Below are 16,098 nucleotides of genomic sequence, written 5' to 3' on the forward strand. Positions count from 1 at the left end.
ACTGATCACTCAGGGGTTTTGCCAGATACGAGATGGCAGTCCGCGCCTCGGTGGAAACATAGACCTCGACCGGCATTCCAGGACGAAGCGCTTCGTCGCCGAGTTTGGCGAGTTCCGTTGGGTGAATTTGCACATCGCCAAGATAAAATGTCTCGCCTGTGGTGGCATCGCGGGACGTTGCCGGCGAGACGTGGACGACTTCTCCCATCAGTTCCGGTGTTGTCCTCTGGTTGAATGCTGGGAAACGCAGGCGCGCCAGTTGGCCAACTGCCACCTGGTCGATGCTCGCAGGAGTTAACCTGACTTCAATCTTGAGCTCTGCGTCCTGAGGCACCACAGTAACAAGCACTGCGGCAGGGGAGATGACACCGCCGATCGTGTCCACATTCAATTCGTTGATCGTTCCGGAGATCGGTGCGCGAATGTCGGTGCGCGACAAGCGATCTTCGATTGCAGTTTTACGTTCATTCAGCTCAGAAATTCTGGTGTCCACGAGGCTCAGTTCGCGCTGAGCCTCAGTGCTACTGTTTTCGTCGATAGCGATAACCTGCAGGCGAATCTCGCTTATCCGTGTTCTGGCCCGCGCGATCGCGGCATCAATTTCACCGCGCTCCCCACTGAGGCGCGCMTTTTCACGGTCCGCGTTGTAGATGCGCGCGCCCTCGATCACCCTCATATCGACGAGCCCCTTAATCTTGGCATATTCCGTCTCGATCAGGGCAATCTCACTGTCTTTCGAATGCCGCTGAGCTTCGAGGCCCTTTATTTCCTCGCCAACCTGCTCAATGCTCAATTCGAGCTGGTTCTTTTGGCTTTCGCGGTTTGTATGATTGCCGGCAAACAACCGGGCTTCGCCAATTGCGAGGGCGGCCAAGTGCGCTGTTCCAGAACCTTGCTCTTGCGGGAAATCAATTTCGGTGAGCCCATCGCGCTCAGCAAGCAGGCGAGCCTTGCGAACCGCAAGCTCGGTCAGTTGTGCTTGAACAATCGATAACTCAGCCTTGGTCTGCGCGTCCTCAAGTCTGATCAACACTTGACCGGCGCGCACAAAATCTCCCTCCCGGACGGTTATGTCTGAGATGATGCCGCCATCGCGGTGCTGTATCGACTTCAGGTTCTGTTCGACGGTCACTGAACCCTGAGCGATCACGGCACCAGTTAGTTGGGCGGTCGCGGCCCATCCACCGGCCCCACCTACAAGCAAAAAGCCAAGCGCGAACCCGGCGACGACGCGTGGACCGATTCCAAATGCGTTGATTTCGCGCACGTGTTTGCTGTCCCCATTTCTGCTCATGTACTGCTCTCCTTCGGGCGCTGTGCCGCGTCACACATGTTCGACGACGACAAGGACATGGTGTCCTTGAATGTGAACGGTCGTCTCGTAGAAGTTGTCCTTGTTGAAGTCGGCCTCTATGATCGTGCGGTCGATCTCGTCGCTACGATCGTGTCGGTAGCGGATCGCGATGTCGTTATCTTCGACCTCGTCGCCGTAAATATCCTCGAAGCGCTCACCAATCTCATCGAGCACGTGCTCGAAAAGATCGTATTTGGACATTCGGATGCGATCGCCGACCTTGAAATCGAGGATCTCGTGGAAAACGGATGTCTGCTCGGAAGCGGCTTGGTAGTCGGTCGTTTCGCCACCCTTGAATTCGAACGTATTGGCTCCGGCCCCACCGGCTAACGTTACTTGCACCGTCCCGGCGATGAAGTAATCGTTCCCCGTGCCGCCAACGACAACCTCAAAGCCTGAAATCGTGTCGTTGCCAATTTCGACGCCACTGGCAATGCCAGTAACCAGATCGACGTTTATCCCTGAGGATGAATTCGAATAGTCGAGAGTGTCGTGGCCATCGCCTCCATTGAAGTAGTCGTCCTCGCCATCGAGTGCTGCGACCACGATGTCGTTGCCGGAATCGCCACGCAAGGTATCCTGGCCAGTACCGTCGGACAGCACGTCGTCTCCAGCGCCGCCAAGAAGCAGATCGTCACCGCTGCCGCCGCTCAGATAATCGTGTCCTGCATCTCCAAACAGGATATCGTTGCCGTCTTCGCCAAACAGCCGGTCGTTGCCGGCACCGCCCGAGAGGTGGTCGTTTCCAGCACCTCCGAAAATGATGTCGCAACCCACATCGCCAAAAACGGTATCGTCGCCGCTACCGGCCATCACATGGTCGTCGCCACGCCCGCCAAAGATCGTGTCATCACCGGCACGCCCATCAATGTTGTCGTTGCCATCGCCAGCGTCGATGTCGTCCGCGCACATCGTGCCAAGCAGGCTATCGTCGCCATTGCCGCCTTCGACGAAGGATTTGACGACGGAGAAATGGGCGCTCTGGCCCACCGCACGATGCCCATCGCTTATCTCGTATGAAATAGTGACATCGCCAAGCAAATGCGGTGATCCTTGGAACAGCCACCCTCCCTGGGATTGGACGATGGTTCCGGACGAAACGCTCAGATTCCTGACAGTAAGCGCATCGCCGTCGGGATCGACTGCGTTGGCGAGCAAGTCTGAGAGTGCAATCGTCAGGATTGCGCATCCTGACACATCCATCAGGTAAACCGGACCGGTGACGCGAGGAGCCCGGTTTGGGGATTGCGCCTCCTCTTCGTCTTCCTCGCACGCATCRTCGCCCGTCTCATCACAGTCAGTATCCGACGGCTGCTCCGATGGCCCGCCTGGGGCGACAGGCTCGACAACGTCGTGGGCGACCTGAGGTGCCTCCGCCGCTATTTCAGGAGCGACACTCCAGCTGTTGTCATTGGCTGGCCGCGAATAGGGATTGAAACCGTTCCAATTGATGGCTGCCTCTGTCTGCAAAAATCCGAACTCCGGAGAGTTCACGACCATGAAGCGCGCTGGCAAGGCAGGCTGGATGAATCGGCTTGCGGAGCTCACAGGCTCCTCGGCTACAGGAATGCCGTCCTCGGGCAAAGCGTCGAGAGCTTGTTCGTTCGCGGCAATCTCTTGGGTCGCCGGCGCCTTGGCGTCAACTGGCTCTTCTTCGGGAGCGCTGGTGTCGGGGTTTGATGCCAGGCTGGGGAACATCGCCTTCAGGTAAAGTGCAACCGAAACAAGAAAGAGGCCGACCAGCAAGGGAGTCTTGGTCCGGACGTCGTTCTTCAATCGAAATCGCTGTGAAGGATCTGTTTCTTGTTGTGCCTTCTTGCTGCCTTTGACGTCGATCATACCGTCACCTGTGCGCTGATACGGGCGTTTGCCATCCGCTTCGAGGGTTCTTTGGCTGGAGGGGGGGCGTCACGACGCGCGGTAGCGCCGATAATATCAGCCTTGGGCCCAAATGCGGTCATCTTGCCATTCTGGACGACTGCAACCAGATCAACCGCGGCAAGGGCAGAGGGCCTGTGAGCGATAATAATCGCGATACCTCCCCGGCGCTTTATGCCTTCTATCGCTGAGGTCAGGGCTTCCTCACCCTCGCCATCTAGATTTGAATTTGGCTCGTCGAGGACCACTAGGAACGGATTGCCGTACAATGCTCTGGCGAGCCCGATCCGCTGGCGTTGTCCGCCCGAAAGCGAGACGCCAAGAGGGCCCAGCTCGGTGCGATATCCATCCGGCATGCGAACGGTCATCTCGTGGATGCCTGCCGCTCTCGAAGCTTCAACAATCGAGCGCGCCTCGGGAGCGTCATGAAGGCGCGAGATATTTTCTTCGATCGTAGCGTCGAGCAGAGCGACTTCCTGCGGCAAGTAGCCGACGAACTGCCCCAGCCTGTCGTCATCCCACTGCGTCAATTCGGCGTCGTCCAGTCTTACACTTCCGCGCAACACAGGCCAGATGCCGGTCAATGCTCGTACAAGCGTAGTCTTGCCACCTCCGCTTGGACCGATAATACCAAGCGCTTGCCCGCCCTTGAGTTCGAAGGAAACCTCACTGAGTAAAACGCGGCCAGAGCCGGGCGCAGCGACGGTAATGTTTTCGACCTTGAGCGACCCTACGGGGGCGGGGAGCACCATCTGGTCGGCCGATCCAGCCAGCGCCATGGCCGTTTCTTTAAGCCGTCCGAAAGCCGTGCGCGCGGAGACAACGTTCTTCCAGTTGCCGATGGCCAGGTCGATCGGTGCAAGGGCCCGTGCGGATGCGACAGATGCCGCGATGATCGCACCGGCCGAGAGCTCGCCTTGAATGGTCAAGTACGCCCCCATCCCCAGCACGGCCGACTGCAGGATCATACGCAGTACGCGCGACAGCGCTCCGAATGTACCACTGATGTCATTGGTCCGCGTCTGTAGCTCTAGGTGGTCCTCGTTGGCGCGGTCGAAACGAGCGACCGCTCGTCCGGCAAAGCCCATTGCCTTGAGTACATCGGCATTGCGCGCGTTGGAATCGGCGATGGCATTTCGTGCCACCGCGGCCTGGTGGGTCGCGCTGCTCAGCCGCCGGGTCATCAGTTCCGTCAGGATCGTAAGAAGCGTAAGTACACATGCCCCGCCAAGGGTCAGCGCTCCTAGCCACGGATGGAGAATGTAAACGAACACCAGAAACAACGGCATCCATGGCAGGTCGAACAACGCAATCGGTCCTTGGCTTCCAAGGAAACCGCGCACAGTGTCAACGTCGCGGCCTCGTTCCAGCGCCTCGGCGGTGGAAAAGCCAAAACGTGGCATGTCGATGGCAACTTGGTGCGCCATTGGGGCGATCTTTCGGTCCAGTCGCGCCCCGATCCGCACCAGAATCTGCGACCGGATGACGTCGAACATGCCCTGGAAGAAATAAAGCCCGATCGCCAGTGCGGAGATCGCCACCAGTGTTGGAATGCTGCCGCTGGTCAAGGCGCGATCATAGATCTGCAGCATGTAGAAGGCGCCCGTGAGCGCCAGAATGTTGATCACGCCCGACATCGCAAATAGGAATACAAAGATGCTCTTGAAGCCTTTGGTGAGCTTTTCAGCACCTTTGCGCTTGGACGCCGATATCGAACTGTTTGCACGCGTACCCATGTTCCACCCAAACCCCAGGAGCCTGCTGCTTGCTTTGCCTTGAAGCCGGTCTTGCCCGAGAAGCGTTGGCGGGAAGACCGATCTACGAGAACGTGGGGCCGGCTATTGCGGCCCCACATATTGCGACGTCAAAGGTTGAAGTCACTTGCGCTGAGTTCGTGGGAACCTTTGATGCTGAGCTTGAAATCAGCGTCATTGCCACCGCTCGTATTGCCGAGCACAACCGTATATTCTTCACCGTCGCGGATTTCATGGGCAACCATGAGTTCGCCCCTTCCGCTGAACCCATCGGACACCAAGGTGAAGCTCTGTTTGCCAGACGCGCACCAGTTTGCGTCCATCCCGCTTAGGTCAATTTTGTCCCCTGGCTGGAAGCCAACGATCGTGTCGCCATCAGCATGGGCTGCGGAAAGGAAGCGGAACGTGTCGTTTCCGCCGGCACCGCCGTCCAATACATTGACCTCGCTGCTGGCCGTGATTGTATCGCTGCCCCAGCCGCCAACGAAATTCTCGATGCCCCAGATCGTGTCGTTACCGGTTTGGGCGCTTGATACAGAGCCGCGCCCCATGTGGCCGGTGCCGAGATCGGCTGTAATGTTGGCGTTGATCGCCGACATGTCGAGCGTGTCGTTGCCCGTACCGCCGGCCATGTCATCACCGTAGTAGGTGTCGTTGCCGTCGCCGTCTTCTGCAACGATCAGATCGTCGCCGCCGCCGCCGAAGACGGTGTCCTTGCCAGCGCCGCCGTTGATGAAGTCGTTGCCATCGCCGCCAAGAATGCGGTCATCCCCACCATCCCCGTAGAGCATGTCCGCTCCGCCATCGCCGAAGATGTCGTCGCTGCCGCCGCGGCCAAATACGATGTCCCGGCCATCACGGCCTATGATCGTATCGCCCGCTTCGGTGCCGTTCAGGCTATCTGCACCGCTGGTGCCCAACATGGCATTTGAAGGACCGCCATGGGACGGCTGGCTCTCGCCGTCAGACTCGCAGGCATCGTCATCTTCTTCATGATTGCCTTCATCATCCGGATCATCCCCGCCACCGGAACCTGCGACGCGGATCTCAGGCTCTCCTTCAGCCAGGAAGGTGACCGAATGCGTGGCGCTGAAAAGAGTTTTGGTGCCGTTGGCGTTGATGTTGAGTTCATAGTCTGCAGGGTCGGTCCCTGCGGGCAGTTCAATGACATCCTGATCCCGCAGCGCCCCCACGATCGTGTCGTTGCCGCCATTGGATCGGAACACGATGCGATGGGCCGACAAGAGCCCCGTGATGTTGATCGTGTCGTCCCCAGTGTTGCCGTCGATGGTGATCGTGCTGAAGCTAAGGCTCGTGCCAGTGAAATCGCCGACGACCTGGATCGTGTCGCCACCGCTTGCTCCGCCGCCAGCGCCACCAGGCGATGTCACTTGGAGCGAGTTGACGCGGATTTCTTCAATATTATCAAGTTCAGCGATCACGGCGCCGTTGCGCGCTATGACGATCTCTGTCGAACTTGCCAAGGTAAGGCCGCCGATAGCAGCTAGAGCCGCAGCTCTAGAGTAAACTGTGAAAGTCTCCGCCCCTGCCGCACCGTTGACCTGGTAGGTATCGGTGCCAGCGCCACCGTCGACGAAATCGCGTCCGCCGGTGCTACCAGTCTGTGTGATGGTATCATCGCCCTCGCCGGCGTCGATGTAGTCGTCGCCACCGCCACCGTTGATCGTGTCGGCGCCGCCGAGCCCGAAGATCGCCTGCGAGCCGTTGGCGCCATTGATGCCATTGAGATTGCCATTGTTCCCGGCGGTGCCGTTGACCACTGCGTAGCTTACGGTGCCAAATCTCAAGGTCTCCGTCGCAGTGACCGTGTCGACGCCTTCTACGCCGGTAGTGTCGGTTACCGTAAGAGTCCCGCCATTGTTTTGCAGGCTAAAATTGCGGATTGGCCCGGAATAGACGGYCGTATCGTTACCGCCGCCACCGTTCAATGTATCGTTGCCAGCGCCGCCATTGAGTGTATCACTGCCGCCTGCCCCGTTAAGAATGTCATTTCCGCCATTGCCGTTGAGCGTATCGTTTGCTCCGAGACCAAACACTCCGCTCGTCCCGTTRGCAATATCGTCACCCGCTGTTCCGTTGAAGGTGTTGCTTAAGAATGGCACGGCATTCCAGTTGTCACCAACCACTGCAGTTGGCGCTGAGAACAGCTGCTCGGCATTACCAGCGCCATCGGTGAAGCTAACCCGCACGCGCAGAAGGTCGCCGACCTGACCCGCCCCAAGATTGTCAACTGGGGTGAAGCTTGGGCCGGTCGCCAGCGCTATGTTGCTCCAGGTGGCGCCGCCGTCTTCGGAAACCTGCCACTGATAGGCGAAGCCGCCAGCAATGCCGCCATTGGCGTCTGCAATGCTGCTGGTATCGACTGTCAGCGTCTGCCCTTCGGTGGGTGTCATGTCGCTGATGGTCGGGGCGCCTGTGGGTGCAATGTTGATCAGCTGGCCGACGTTGAAGTCTATCGTTCCGCCGTTGCCGTCGGAGAAACGAAGCTTCTCAATGTTGAACAAGCGGTCGGTGCCGTCAGAACGCACCTTGTTTTGGACCGTCTCTTCTGGAATGTCTTCGCCATTCGGATCTTCGCCATCACCCGGATCCTCGAAGCCGGTGTGATCGACAGTGACGCTTCCATCGCTGTTGCGCGTGAAGGTGTAGTTGGTGACCACGTCGGTATAGACGGCAATATCGGTATCTGAATTGTCCAGATCGCCGTCGACGATTTCTCGAACGATCGATAGCTGGCCAGGATTGAGCGTACGGTCGAACATCAATGCATCGAGTGACCGACCGCCGAACTGCGCCGCAGCGCCTGGAACAAGCGCGCCTTCGTTCAGATCGCTTTCGAGATAGACCTGGGTGGTCATACCGTCAGCGGTATAGACGATTCCGTCTTTGACGATGCGGATGCGAACGTTTAGCCAGTTGTCGCCATCGATGATGTCGTTTCCGGCCAACCCCTTGATGACGTCGCTGCCACCGCCACCCAACAATATGTCGGAGGCGTCCGCTGTTTCGACGACAATGGTCTCGGTCTTTCCATTGATGGTGACATTGGTGCGAGCCCGGTGCGCAACAAGTGCATCAAGGCCGCTGATCAACGCGACGTTCTTCTCCAGCAGAGCGTTCGAGTAAGAGTCCAGCGGACTGTCGGGGCCAGGTATGGCGGCAGTGTTTTGGAGTTCGGATCGGGCGTTGGTGGGCGAGGAGCGGCCGGTCAAGGTGTCGTTCCTGTCCCACCCAGAGAGACCTTCAACCAGATCGAAGCGATCGCGCAGAATGAACGCTTCCTGTGTTGCAAATATCGGGATGCCGAGATCGGAGTTGGCGGCATTGCTGTCGCCTTTGTGGATCGCCCAATCGAAGCCGGCCATGCCGTTAGAACGCTGAATACCTTCGTTTTGGAACATAATGTCGTCACCGGACTCGGCGTCGTAGTCGGTGTCGCTGCCGTTTCCGTTCATTACATCATGGCCGATGATGGTCGAATTGAAGAAGAGCTCTGAGTTCTCGCCGGCAAGGGTGTCGAAGCGGCCACCGCCCTCGAGCCAGTCGTCGCCTTCGTTGCCCATAACGAAGTCGCCGCCGTCGCCGCCGCGAACGAAGTCGTTGCCGAGACCGCCCAGCAGGTGTTTCCCATCGGGGCCGCCGATAATGAAATCATTGCCCGAATTGCCGAAGACCAGCGCCAGGCCGGAGCCACCGTGAATGACGTCGTTGCCGCCCTCGCCATGCAAGAAGTCCATGGCGCCAATGTCGGTGCCGGCATTGGTTATGATGTCATCGCCATCGCCGCCATGAACTACGTCGACGCCGTATCCGGCTTCGATAGTGTCGTTGCCCTCGTAGCCCCAGATGGTGTCGTCACCTTCGCCGGCAACAATGATGTCGTCCTCAATGGTGCCGCCCATCACCACGTGATCGCCACCATTGTAGATGAGTACGTCGAGATCACCGTCGCCATCGGTGTCCTTGCGCGCCACTAGCGGGGTCAGGGCCTGGAGGATCGGGTTCGAAAACTCCGGATCGTCACCAATCTGTTTGGATTGATCCATTTCGAGGGTGAAATCAGGCGTCGAGAAGATATCCCCCGGCAACGCCGTCCGACCCTCACCCTCCAGGTCGGTATTGCGCATGATGATCTCGGTCAGCGAGTTGTTTTCCAACTCGTTCAATAGGTTGAGGCCCTGGACGCGCGACAGGTAGTAGAAGCGGTCGGCCTCCTGAAGGTTTTCCATCTGCAGCTCGAAGACGAAGCTGAATGTTGATCCCAGCATGCCGCCGAAATCCATCTTCTTTTCAGCGAGACCGCCGATCCAGAGATCGATGTTATTGAGCCCCGTCTCGGCATTCGCCCAGGCGCCAGTGGAATTGAGAAACGCCTGCCGTTCATTGTCGAACGCAGTCTTTGCCGCGCCCGACAGGCTTGCGTCCCCGAAAACCAGCATCGCTGCGGCTTCGCGCTTGCCCTCGATCGTCGTCTCCGCGTCAACCAGCGGATGCGTGCCATAGGCGGCGATGAAATTGACGATCGAGGCGGGGTTCATCAGGTTCAGGGCGAAATCGACCCAGCTCGTGTAAGGCTTGAGCTGAGAATCCTGTCCCGCCATCTGGAAGAACTGGGCGCGGGCCTCGTTTAGGGTCGGCAAGCCAACGTCGCGGCCACGCGCGATGTTGATCGCCGCAAGGTCGAGCGGGATGCCCACCAATTGGTTGCGCAGAACGTCCGTCACGAATTCGTCAATCTCGTTGCCGCCCTGCCGCGTCATGCCGCGGATGATCGCGCCGGCGGCTGCGTCGTGATCGACAATCACATTGCCGTTGGCATCCACAGCGCCCAGTTCCAGCGGGTTGAGGAACCCTTCGAACAGACTGATGTTATCGAAGCTGTAGGTGCCGTCGGTTCCTTGGACGATGCGGTCGATATCCTGGTTCAACATCGAGTGGCCGAAGCGATAAACGGCATGCGCGAACTCGGCGAAGATGGCCGGATTGACGTCGGCTGACGGTTCGAAAAGGAACGCATCTACGTCCGGCTGCATCTTGCGCCCAAATTCCTCGAAAACGAGGTGCTGATACTCCATTTCGTTGGTGAAACGCGCGGCCTGGAACAGGCGTTCGCCATCCCAGATCAGCCCCGCGCCATTTGCCGGGATAGGATCATTCACTCCAAGGTCGACGAGCAGCCATTCATTGATGAAGGCGCGGTCGCCCGAAGCAAGCACGACATTCTTGGTCTGTTCGACAAGGCTGTTATGTTCGGAATGGAAGACATGGTGGATCGAGGTCAGGCCGATGTTTTCATTTCCGCGGCCGTCACCGGTGATGTAGTGTGCATCAAGCAGTTCGTCATCGTAGGCAGTCTGCTGCCCACGCGAATTGAACCCGCCGGAGTAACCAAGCTCGCTATCCGCGTCAGCCTGCAAGGCGCCACCGGATAGAACCGGTGCCGCGGCATGAGCGATGTCGTCCAGAAAAGCGTTTGGCGTACGTGCCGCATTGACCGTCATGCCGCTCATGATGGTCTGCGTCCCTGTCGATGTCAGTATGATCGTGCCGAGTGGCAACTGAATCGCAGATGGATTGATCGGAGTTACGAGATCGCCTTCGACGTAAATCGGCGTTCCATCGGGGCGGAAGGCTGCCAGCAATTGCGGCAAGCCATTGGCGCCGCGGATGAACTCGCCATAGGGGTCAGTGAGTAGCATCGGGACCCTGCCCACGTCGGCATCGGTTAGCTCAATGCCAAGCATCGTCCGGGCCTGCTCCTTGACGTCCGCCCATGTTGCAAGGCCCCGATCGCCATCAAGCAGTCGGCCAGTGGCAATGGGTTCGCCATCGAGCATCACATACTCGCGCAGGAACACCTGATGGGAGGCGTTTGAGGTGTAGGTCTGGTTCTGATCAACCCAAGGAGTGGTGACGTTTGCGGCGACGTTGCCATCCGCATCGCGCGAAGCACGCGTCATTACCATGAAGTTGGTGTGCGGAGTTGCCGGATTGTAAAGCGGGTCGTCTTCGGCAAGCGGAATGTAAACGGTGCCCGATCCGCCTTTGGCAACCAGATCAAGCCCGTGATCGAAGAACTGACCAAATAGCGTGAACATCGAGTTGTAGGGGGCCGAGTCGCCGATATCAGGAGAGACGTTCTCGAAGGTGTAGGAATAGACAGGGGATCCAGCCGCGGCGAGCACGGCTCCGTCCGGTCCGACCACGTTGGCGGCATGAACCTTTCCTACACCGTTATTGTCCAGTAACTGCGTGCGCGACGCCGTCTTGCCCTCCTCAAGCATGGCCTCATAAACCATAATCGCGGCAGGGTTGTTGCTCGTCTGGTCGACAATGAGGTTTGAGATAAGACGCGGATCGGCGTCGACGACTGTCCCGGCAACAAACATCGGATTTCCCGTGGGCGAACCCGGTGTGTAGTCCGTGTTGGTGAGCGAAACCGGGTTGGCGGGCGTGCCAAATACTAGGACATCATTGTCCGCGTCATTGCCATAGCTTGGCGTCACCAGTGGGACGAACGGCTCAGCCGAGGCTCCCCATTGTTCGCGACCCTCCAGCAGGTTGTTGTAGCTGCCATCGACCGTGCGCAGTCCGTAGGGAAGCAGGTGCGCCTGCAACGGAACGCCTGCAGCCGCATCTGCATCCAGGCCACCGGCTTCGGCGACCAACGTCGCCAAGTCGCCACCAGCCGCGTGTGCCTCTGCGATCTTGATCTGCTTGAGTATGAATTCCAGATCGTGCTTCACCAGATTGACCATGACATTCCCCTCTTGCGCTTCGGCGATGTCTCAATCCGGTGTCGGAGCGGAGCATCGCAATTGACTGGCATCGCCGCGTGACGAGGTTCACGGCGACTTCATCAGCAATGGTGCACAAGAAGGCCGTCGCCGATAACTTCGGAAGGTCGGACGATGTGAAGAATGCCTTGGTCTGCTTGTATCTGGACCAGCTCGGCGCCTGATCTGGGCTTTGGTCCAGCTAAACACCAAGACAAAGTATGGTGGTGGCAAAGCGGGCTATGCGATTTGCTTGTGAATTTGGCGGACAAGGTGGCCGCCTCGCGGACCAGCCCGCATCTTCGCTGTTGATCTTGCGCAAGCTATTTCTGACAGGGAAATAGCAAAGGCGCGATCAAGGACCAAAGTCCTATGAAGAACGCGACGAAGGTGCGGTTGTCGCGATACCAACGTCTCATATTGCTCTCGCCGAAAGTTGCTGAAGTAGCTCGACTTCCGCCCATGCTCTGAGCCCGGCCAAGTCTGCATCATGCTTGCACGGGGGTCCTTGGCGTTCACCTTATCGCGACCCGGAACTTCCGAAGGAACATCACGCCGTCCTGACACGAGCGTGGACGAAGACGACGGCGCGCGAGCGCTCACACAACAGCTTCTCCTGATCTCTCGCGCGGACGCCCGGGGAACCAGCAGAACCAACCACTGGGGAGCAGGCAAATGGTCAAGTACATCCGTTCGGATCTGGATTTCATCCTGAAGCAGATCGAGCTTTCCGAAGCTCACGCAGCCGGCACGCCGCTCAGCGACCTCATTCCGGCGCCGAACCTGAGCTTCGGCTTGCGCACCGTTGACGGCACCTACAACAATTTGCTTCCCGGGCGCGAGAACTGGGGCGCGGCTGACAACGAGTTTCCTGCCCTGCTCGACCCGCAGTACCGGCCCGCGACGCCGGTGGACATGAACGGACCAGCGCCGGGCGGCGTGACCGCTTCGTCCTATAACCCCTCCAACAATCCGGGCAACATCGTCGTCGACAGCAGCCTGCGCACCATCTCCAACCTGATCGTCGACCAGACGCTGGACAACCCGGCCGCCATCATGGTTGCCTTGCAACGCGCCGGCGCCGCACCGGGCAGCGAACTTGCGACCGCCGCGACCATCAAGGCCGAGTACCAGACCGTCAAGCCGTTCATCGAGGCTGCCGAGGACGCAAACCTCGCCAACATCAACGCGCAGCGGACGCTGGTCTCCGCGCAGCAAGCCCATGATACGGCCCCGACGCCCGAAACCCAGGCAGCCCTGGATGCGGCAATCGCTGCCGCCACGCAGACGCAGGCCGCCGCTGACACCGCCAATGCGGCCCTGGCCATCGAACGCGTCGACCTCGACGGCATGCTTACGGCCAACGGCATCGAAATGGACGGCGACAACATCAAGCTGACCAATATTGCACCGGATGAAGGCCTCTCGGCCTCGTTCAACTCGTGGTTCACGCTGTTCGGCCAGTTCTTCGACCACGGCCTCGATCTCGTCGCCAAAGGCAACAGCGGCACCGTGTTCGTACCGCTACAGCCCGACGATCCGCTCTACGATCCCACCAGCCCCACCAACTTCATGGTCCTGACGCGCGCCAGCGTGCTGTCGCCCGGCGTCGACGGCATTGCAGGCACCGCGGACGATCACGCGCTTCCGCTAAACACCACGACATCGTTCGTCGACCAGAACCAGACCTATACGTCGCATCCGTCGCACCAGGTCTTCCTGCGCGAATATACGCTGGTCAACGGCAGGCCGGAGGCCACGGGCTCCCTGCTGGACGGCGCCAATGGTGGCCTGCCGACCTGGGGAGAGATCAAGGCGCAGGCCCGCAACATCCTCGGCATCGATCTGACCGACTATCACGTCGGCAACCTGCCGCTGCTGGCAACCGATGCCTACGGCAACTTCATCCCATCGACGACCGGGTTCCCGCAGGTCGTCATGCTCGGCGTGCCCGCCGGTTCGCCAAGCACGCTGCAATCCGGCACGCCGGCCGATCCGCTAGAGTTGGTGAACGCCACCAATCCTGCCGCTGTCGTTCACCTTGCGGTCCGCACCGGCCATGCCTTCCTTGATGACATTGCGCACACGGCGGTGCCGGTCGGCAAGATCGCTGACGGCGACACCGAAATCGGCCTTGGCAATCCCGGCAACGGCAGCACCGAATACGACAACGAACTCTTGGACTCCCACTTCATCACCGGTGACGGGCGTGGCAACGAGAACATTGGCCTGACCGCCGTCCACCATGTGTTCCATTCCGAGCACAACCGGCTGATGGAGCATACTAAAGACGTCGTGCTGGAGAGCGGCGATATCGACTTCATCAACGCGTGGCTCGACGTCGCCATCACCGAGCTTCCCACTTCCCCCGCGGCGATTGCCGCCCTCGACTGGAACGGCGAGCGCCTGTTCCAGGCGGCCAAGTTCGGGACCGAGATGCAGTACCAGCACCTCGTCTTCGAAGAGTTCGCCCGCAAGATCCAGCCGAACGTCAACGTGTTCCTGGTTCCGGACGGCTATGACGTGACGATCGACCCGAGCATCGTCGCCGAGTTCGCGCACGTGGTCTACCGTTTCGGCCATTCGATGCTGACGGAATCCATCGACCGCTTCGATCCCCAATTCAACGATGAATCGATCGGCCTGATCGAGGGCTTCCTCAATCCGATCGAGTTTGCCTCGCAGAGCTCCGGCGAAATGGCCGGATCCATCATCCGCGGCATGACCCGCCAGGTCGGCAACGAAATCGACGAGTTCGTCACCAGCGCATTGCGCAACAACCTGCTCGGCCTGCCGCTCGACCTTGCGACCATCAACCTGGCCCGCGGCCGCGACACCGGCGTGCCGTCGCTTAACGCGGCGCGGCGCGAATTCTATGAGGTGACCAACAACGACGCGCTCCTCAAGCCCTATGAGAGCTGGATCGACTATGCCGGCCATCTCAAGAACGAAGCCTCGATCATCAACTTCATCGCCGCCTATGGCACACATGCGCTGATCACCGGACAGACCACGATCGAAGGCAAGCGCGACGCCGCCTTGACCATCATCACGGGCGTGTCCGTCGGCGGCTTCCTGGTTCCGGCGGATGCGGAGGATTTCCTCAACGGCACCGGCGCATATGCGGCCGACCTTGGCGGCCTCGAGAATGTCGACCTGTGGATCGGTGGYCTGGCCGAACAGATCACGCCGTTCGGCGGCATGCTGGGCTCGACCTTCAACTTTGTGTTCGAAACCACGATGGAGAAGCTGCAGAACGGCGACCGCTTCTATTATCTGCAAAGGCTCGACGGCCTGCATCTGTTCGGCGAGATGGAAGGCAATTCCTTCGCCGCCATGATCATGCGCAACACCGACGCGACCCACCTGCCGTCGGACGTGTTCTCGACCCCCGGCCTCATCTTGGAAGTGGACCGCACCAAGCAGTACAATCCGGGGCTCGGCGAAACCGCCGGCGCCGATGGTCAGCTGAACAACGATCCGAACACCGCGCCTGACGAAACCGCCGACAATCTGGGCATCGACCCGGCCGGCGGTTCAATCCTGACGCCGCTGGTGATCCGCAACAATCCGGGAACCGCGGGGCCTGACGCGAACTACCTGCGCTATACCGGCAGCGATCATGTCGTGCTCGGCGGCACCGATCCCGGCAACGCCTTCAACCCGTCCGGTAACGACATCCTGATTGCCGGCATCGGTGACGACACGCTGTTTGGCGATGGCGGCAACGACAGGCTCGAAGGCGGCCACGGCAATGACATCATCAACGCCGGCAGCGGCGACGACATCATCACCGACATTGGGGGCGACGACAACATCAAGGCCGGCGAAGGAAACGATGTCGTCAACGCCGGTCCGGGCCTCGATCTGGTGCTCGCCGGAGACGGACAGGATTTCATCGTGCTTGGCACCGACATGGGTTCGGAAGTGTTCGGCGGCCTGGGCAACGACTTCATCTTAGGCAACAAGAACGCCGAACGCATCCTCGGCAACGAGGGCGACGACTGGCTGGAAACCGGCACGTTCGACGGCGCGCCTGGCGACAATTTCGACGAAATCTTCGCCAGCGACAGCGTGCGTGGCAATGACGTGTTCCTGGGCGATGGCGGTTTCGACGAGTTCATCGGCGAAGGCGGCGACGACATCATGGTCGGCAGCCCCGGCCGCGGCAAGATGGCTGGCATGTCTGGCTATGACTGGGTCACCTACAAGGACAACATCGCCGGGGTGAATGCGGACCTGTCGATTCCGATCATTTTCGACGAAGCGCCAACCCTGCCGCAGAACGCCGCACTCGACGAATTCGAATCAATGG

Annotated in this window: 5 protein-coding genes; 1 reads left to right on the forward strand and 4 read right to left on the reverse strand. The window is 59.6% G+C overall.

What is annotated here, in order from left to right:
* From AC1DUU_RS08145 to AC1DUU_RS08160, 4 genes are all read right to left on the reverse strand, one after another.
* Nucleotides 1–1,294, reverse strand: a 1,294-nt coding sequence (locus AC1DUU_RS08145; protein WP_476782913.1) for an HlyD family type I secretion periplasmic adaptor subunit, incomplete at its 3' end; no start/stop codon positions are given.
* 30 nt (nt 1,295–1,324) lie between these two features.
* Nucleotides 1,325–3,193 (reverse strand): calcium-binding protein, encoded by a 1,869-nt coding sequence (locus AC1DUU_RS08150; protein ID WP_476782914.1) that lies wholly within the window; start codon nt 3,191–3,193, stop codon nt 1,325–1,327.
* Nucleotides 3,190–4,968, reverse strand: coding sequence for a type I secretion system permease/ATPase (locus AC1DUU_RS08155; protein ID WP_476782915.1), 1,779 nt, complete (start codon nt 4,966–4,968; stop codon nt 3,190–3,192). Before AC1DUU_RS08155 ends, AC1DUU_RS08150 begins: the two co-directional genes overlap by 4 nt.
* A 128-nt stretch (nt 4,969–5,096) precedes the next feature.
* On the reverse strand, nt 5,097–11,765 hold the full coding sequence (locus tag AC1DUU_RS08160; protein WP_476782916.1) for a peroxidase family protein: 6,669 nt from the start codon (nt 11,763–11,765) through the stop codon (nt 5,097–5,099).
* 693 nt (nt 11,766–12,458) lie between these two features.
* On the opposite strand from AC1DUU_RS08160, the gene AC1DUU_RS08165 reads away from it, so the two are divergent.
* The coding region (locus AC1DUU_RS08165; protein ID WP_476782917.1) for a peroxidase family protein at nt 12,459–16,098 on the forward strand (3,640 nt) is incomplete at its 3' end.

The organism is Aminobacter sp. P4_H6_2 (assembly GCF_056400805.1).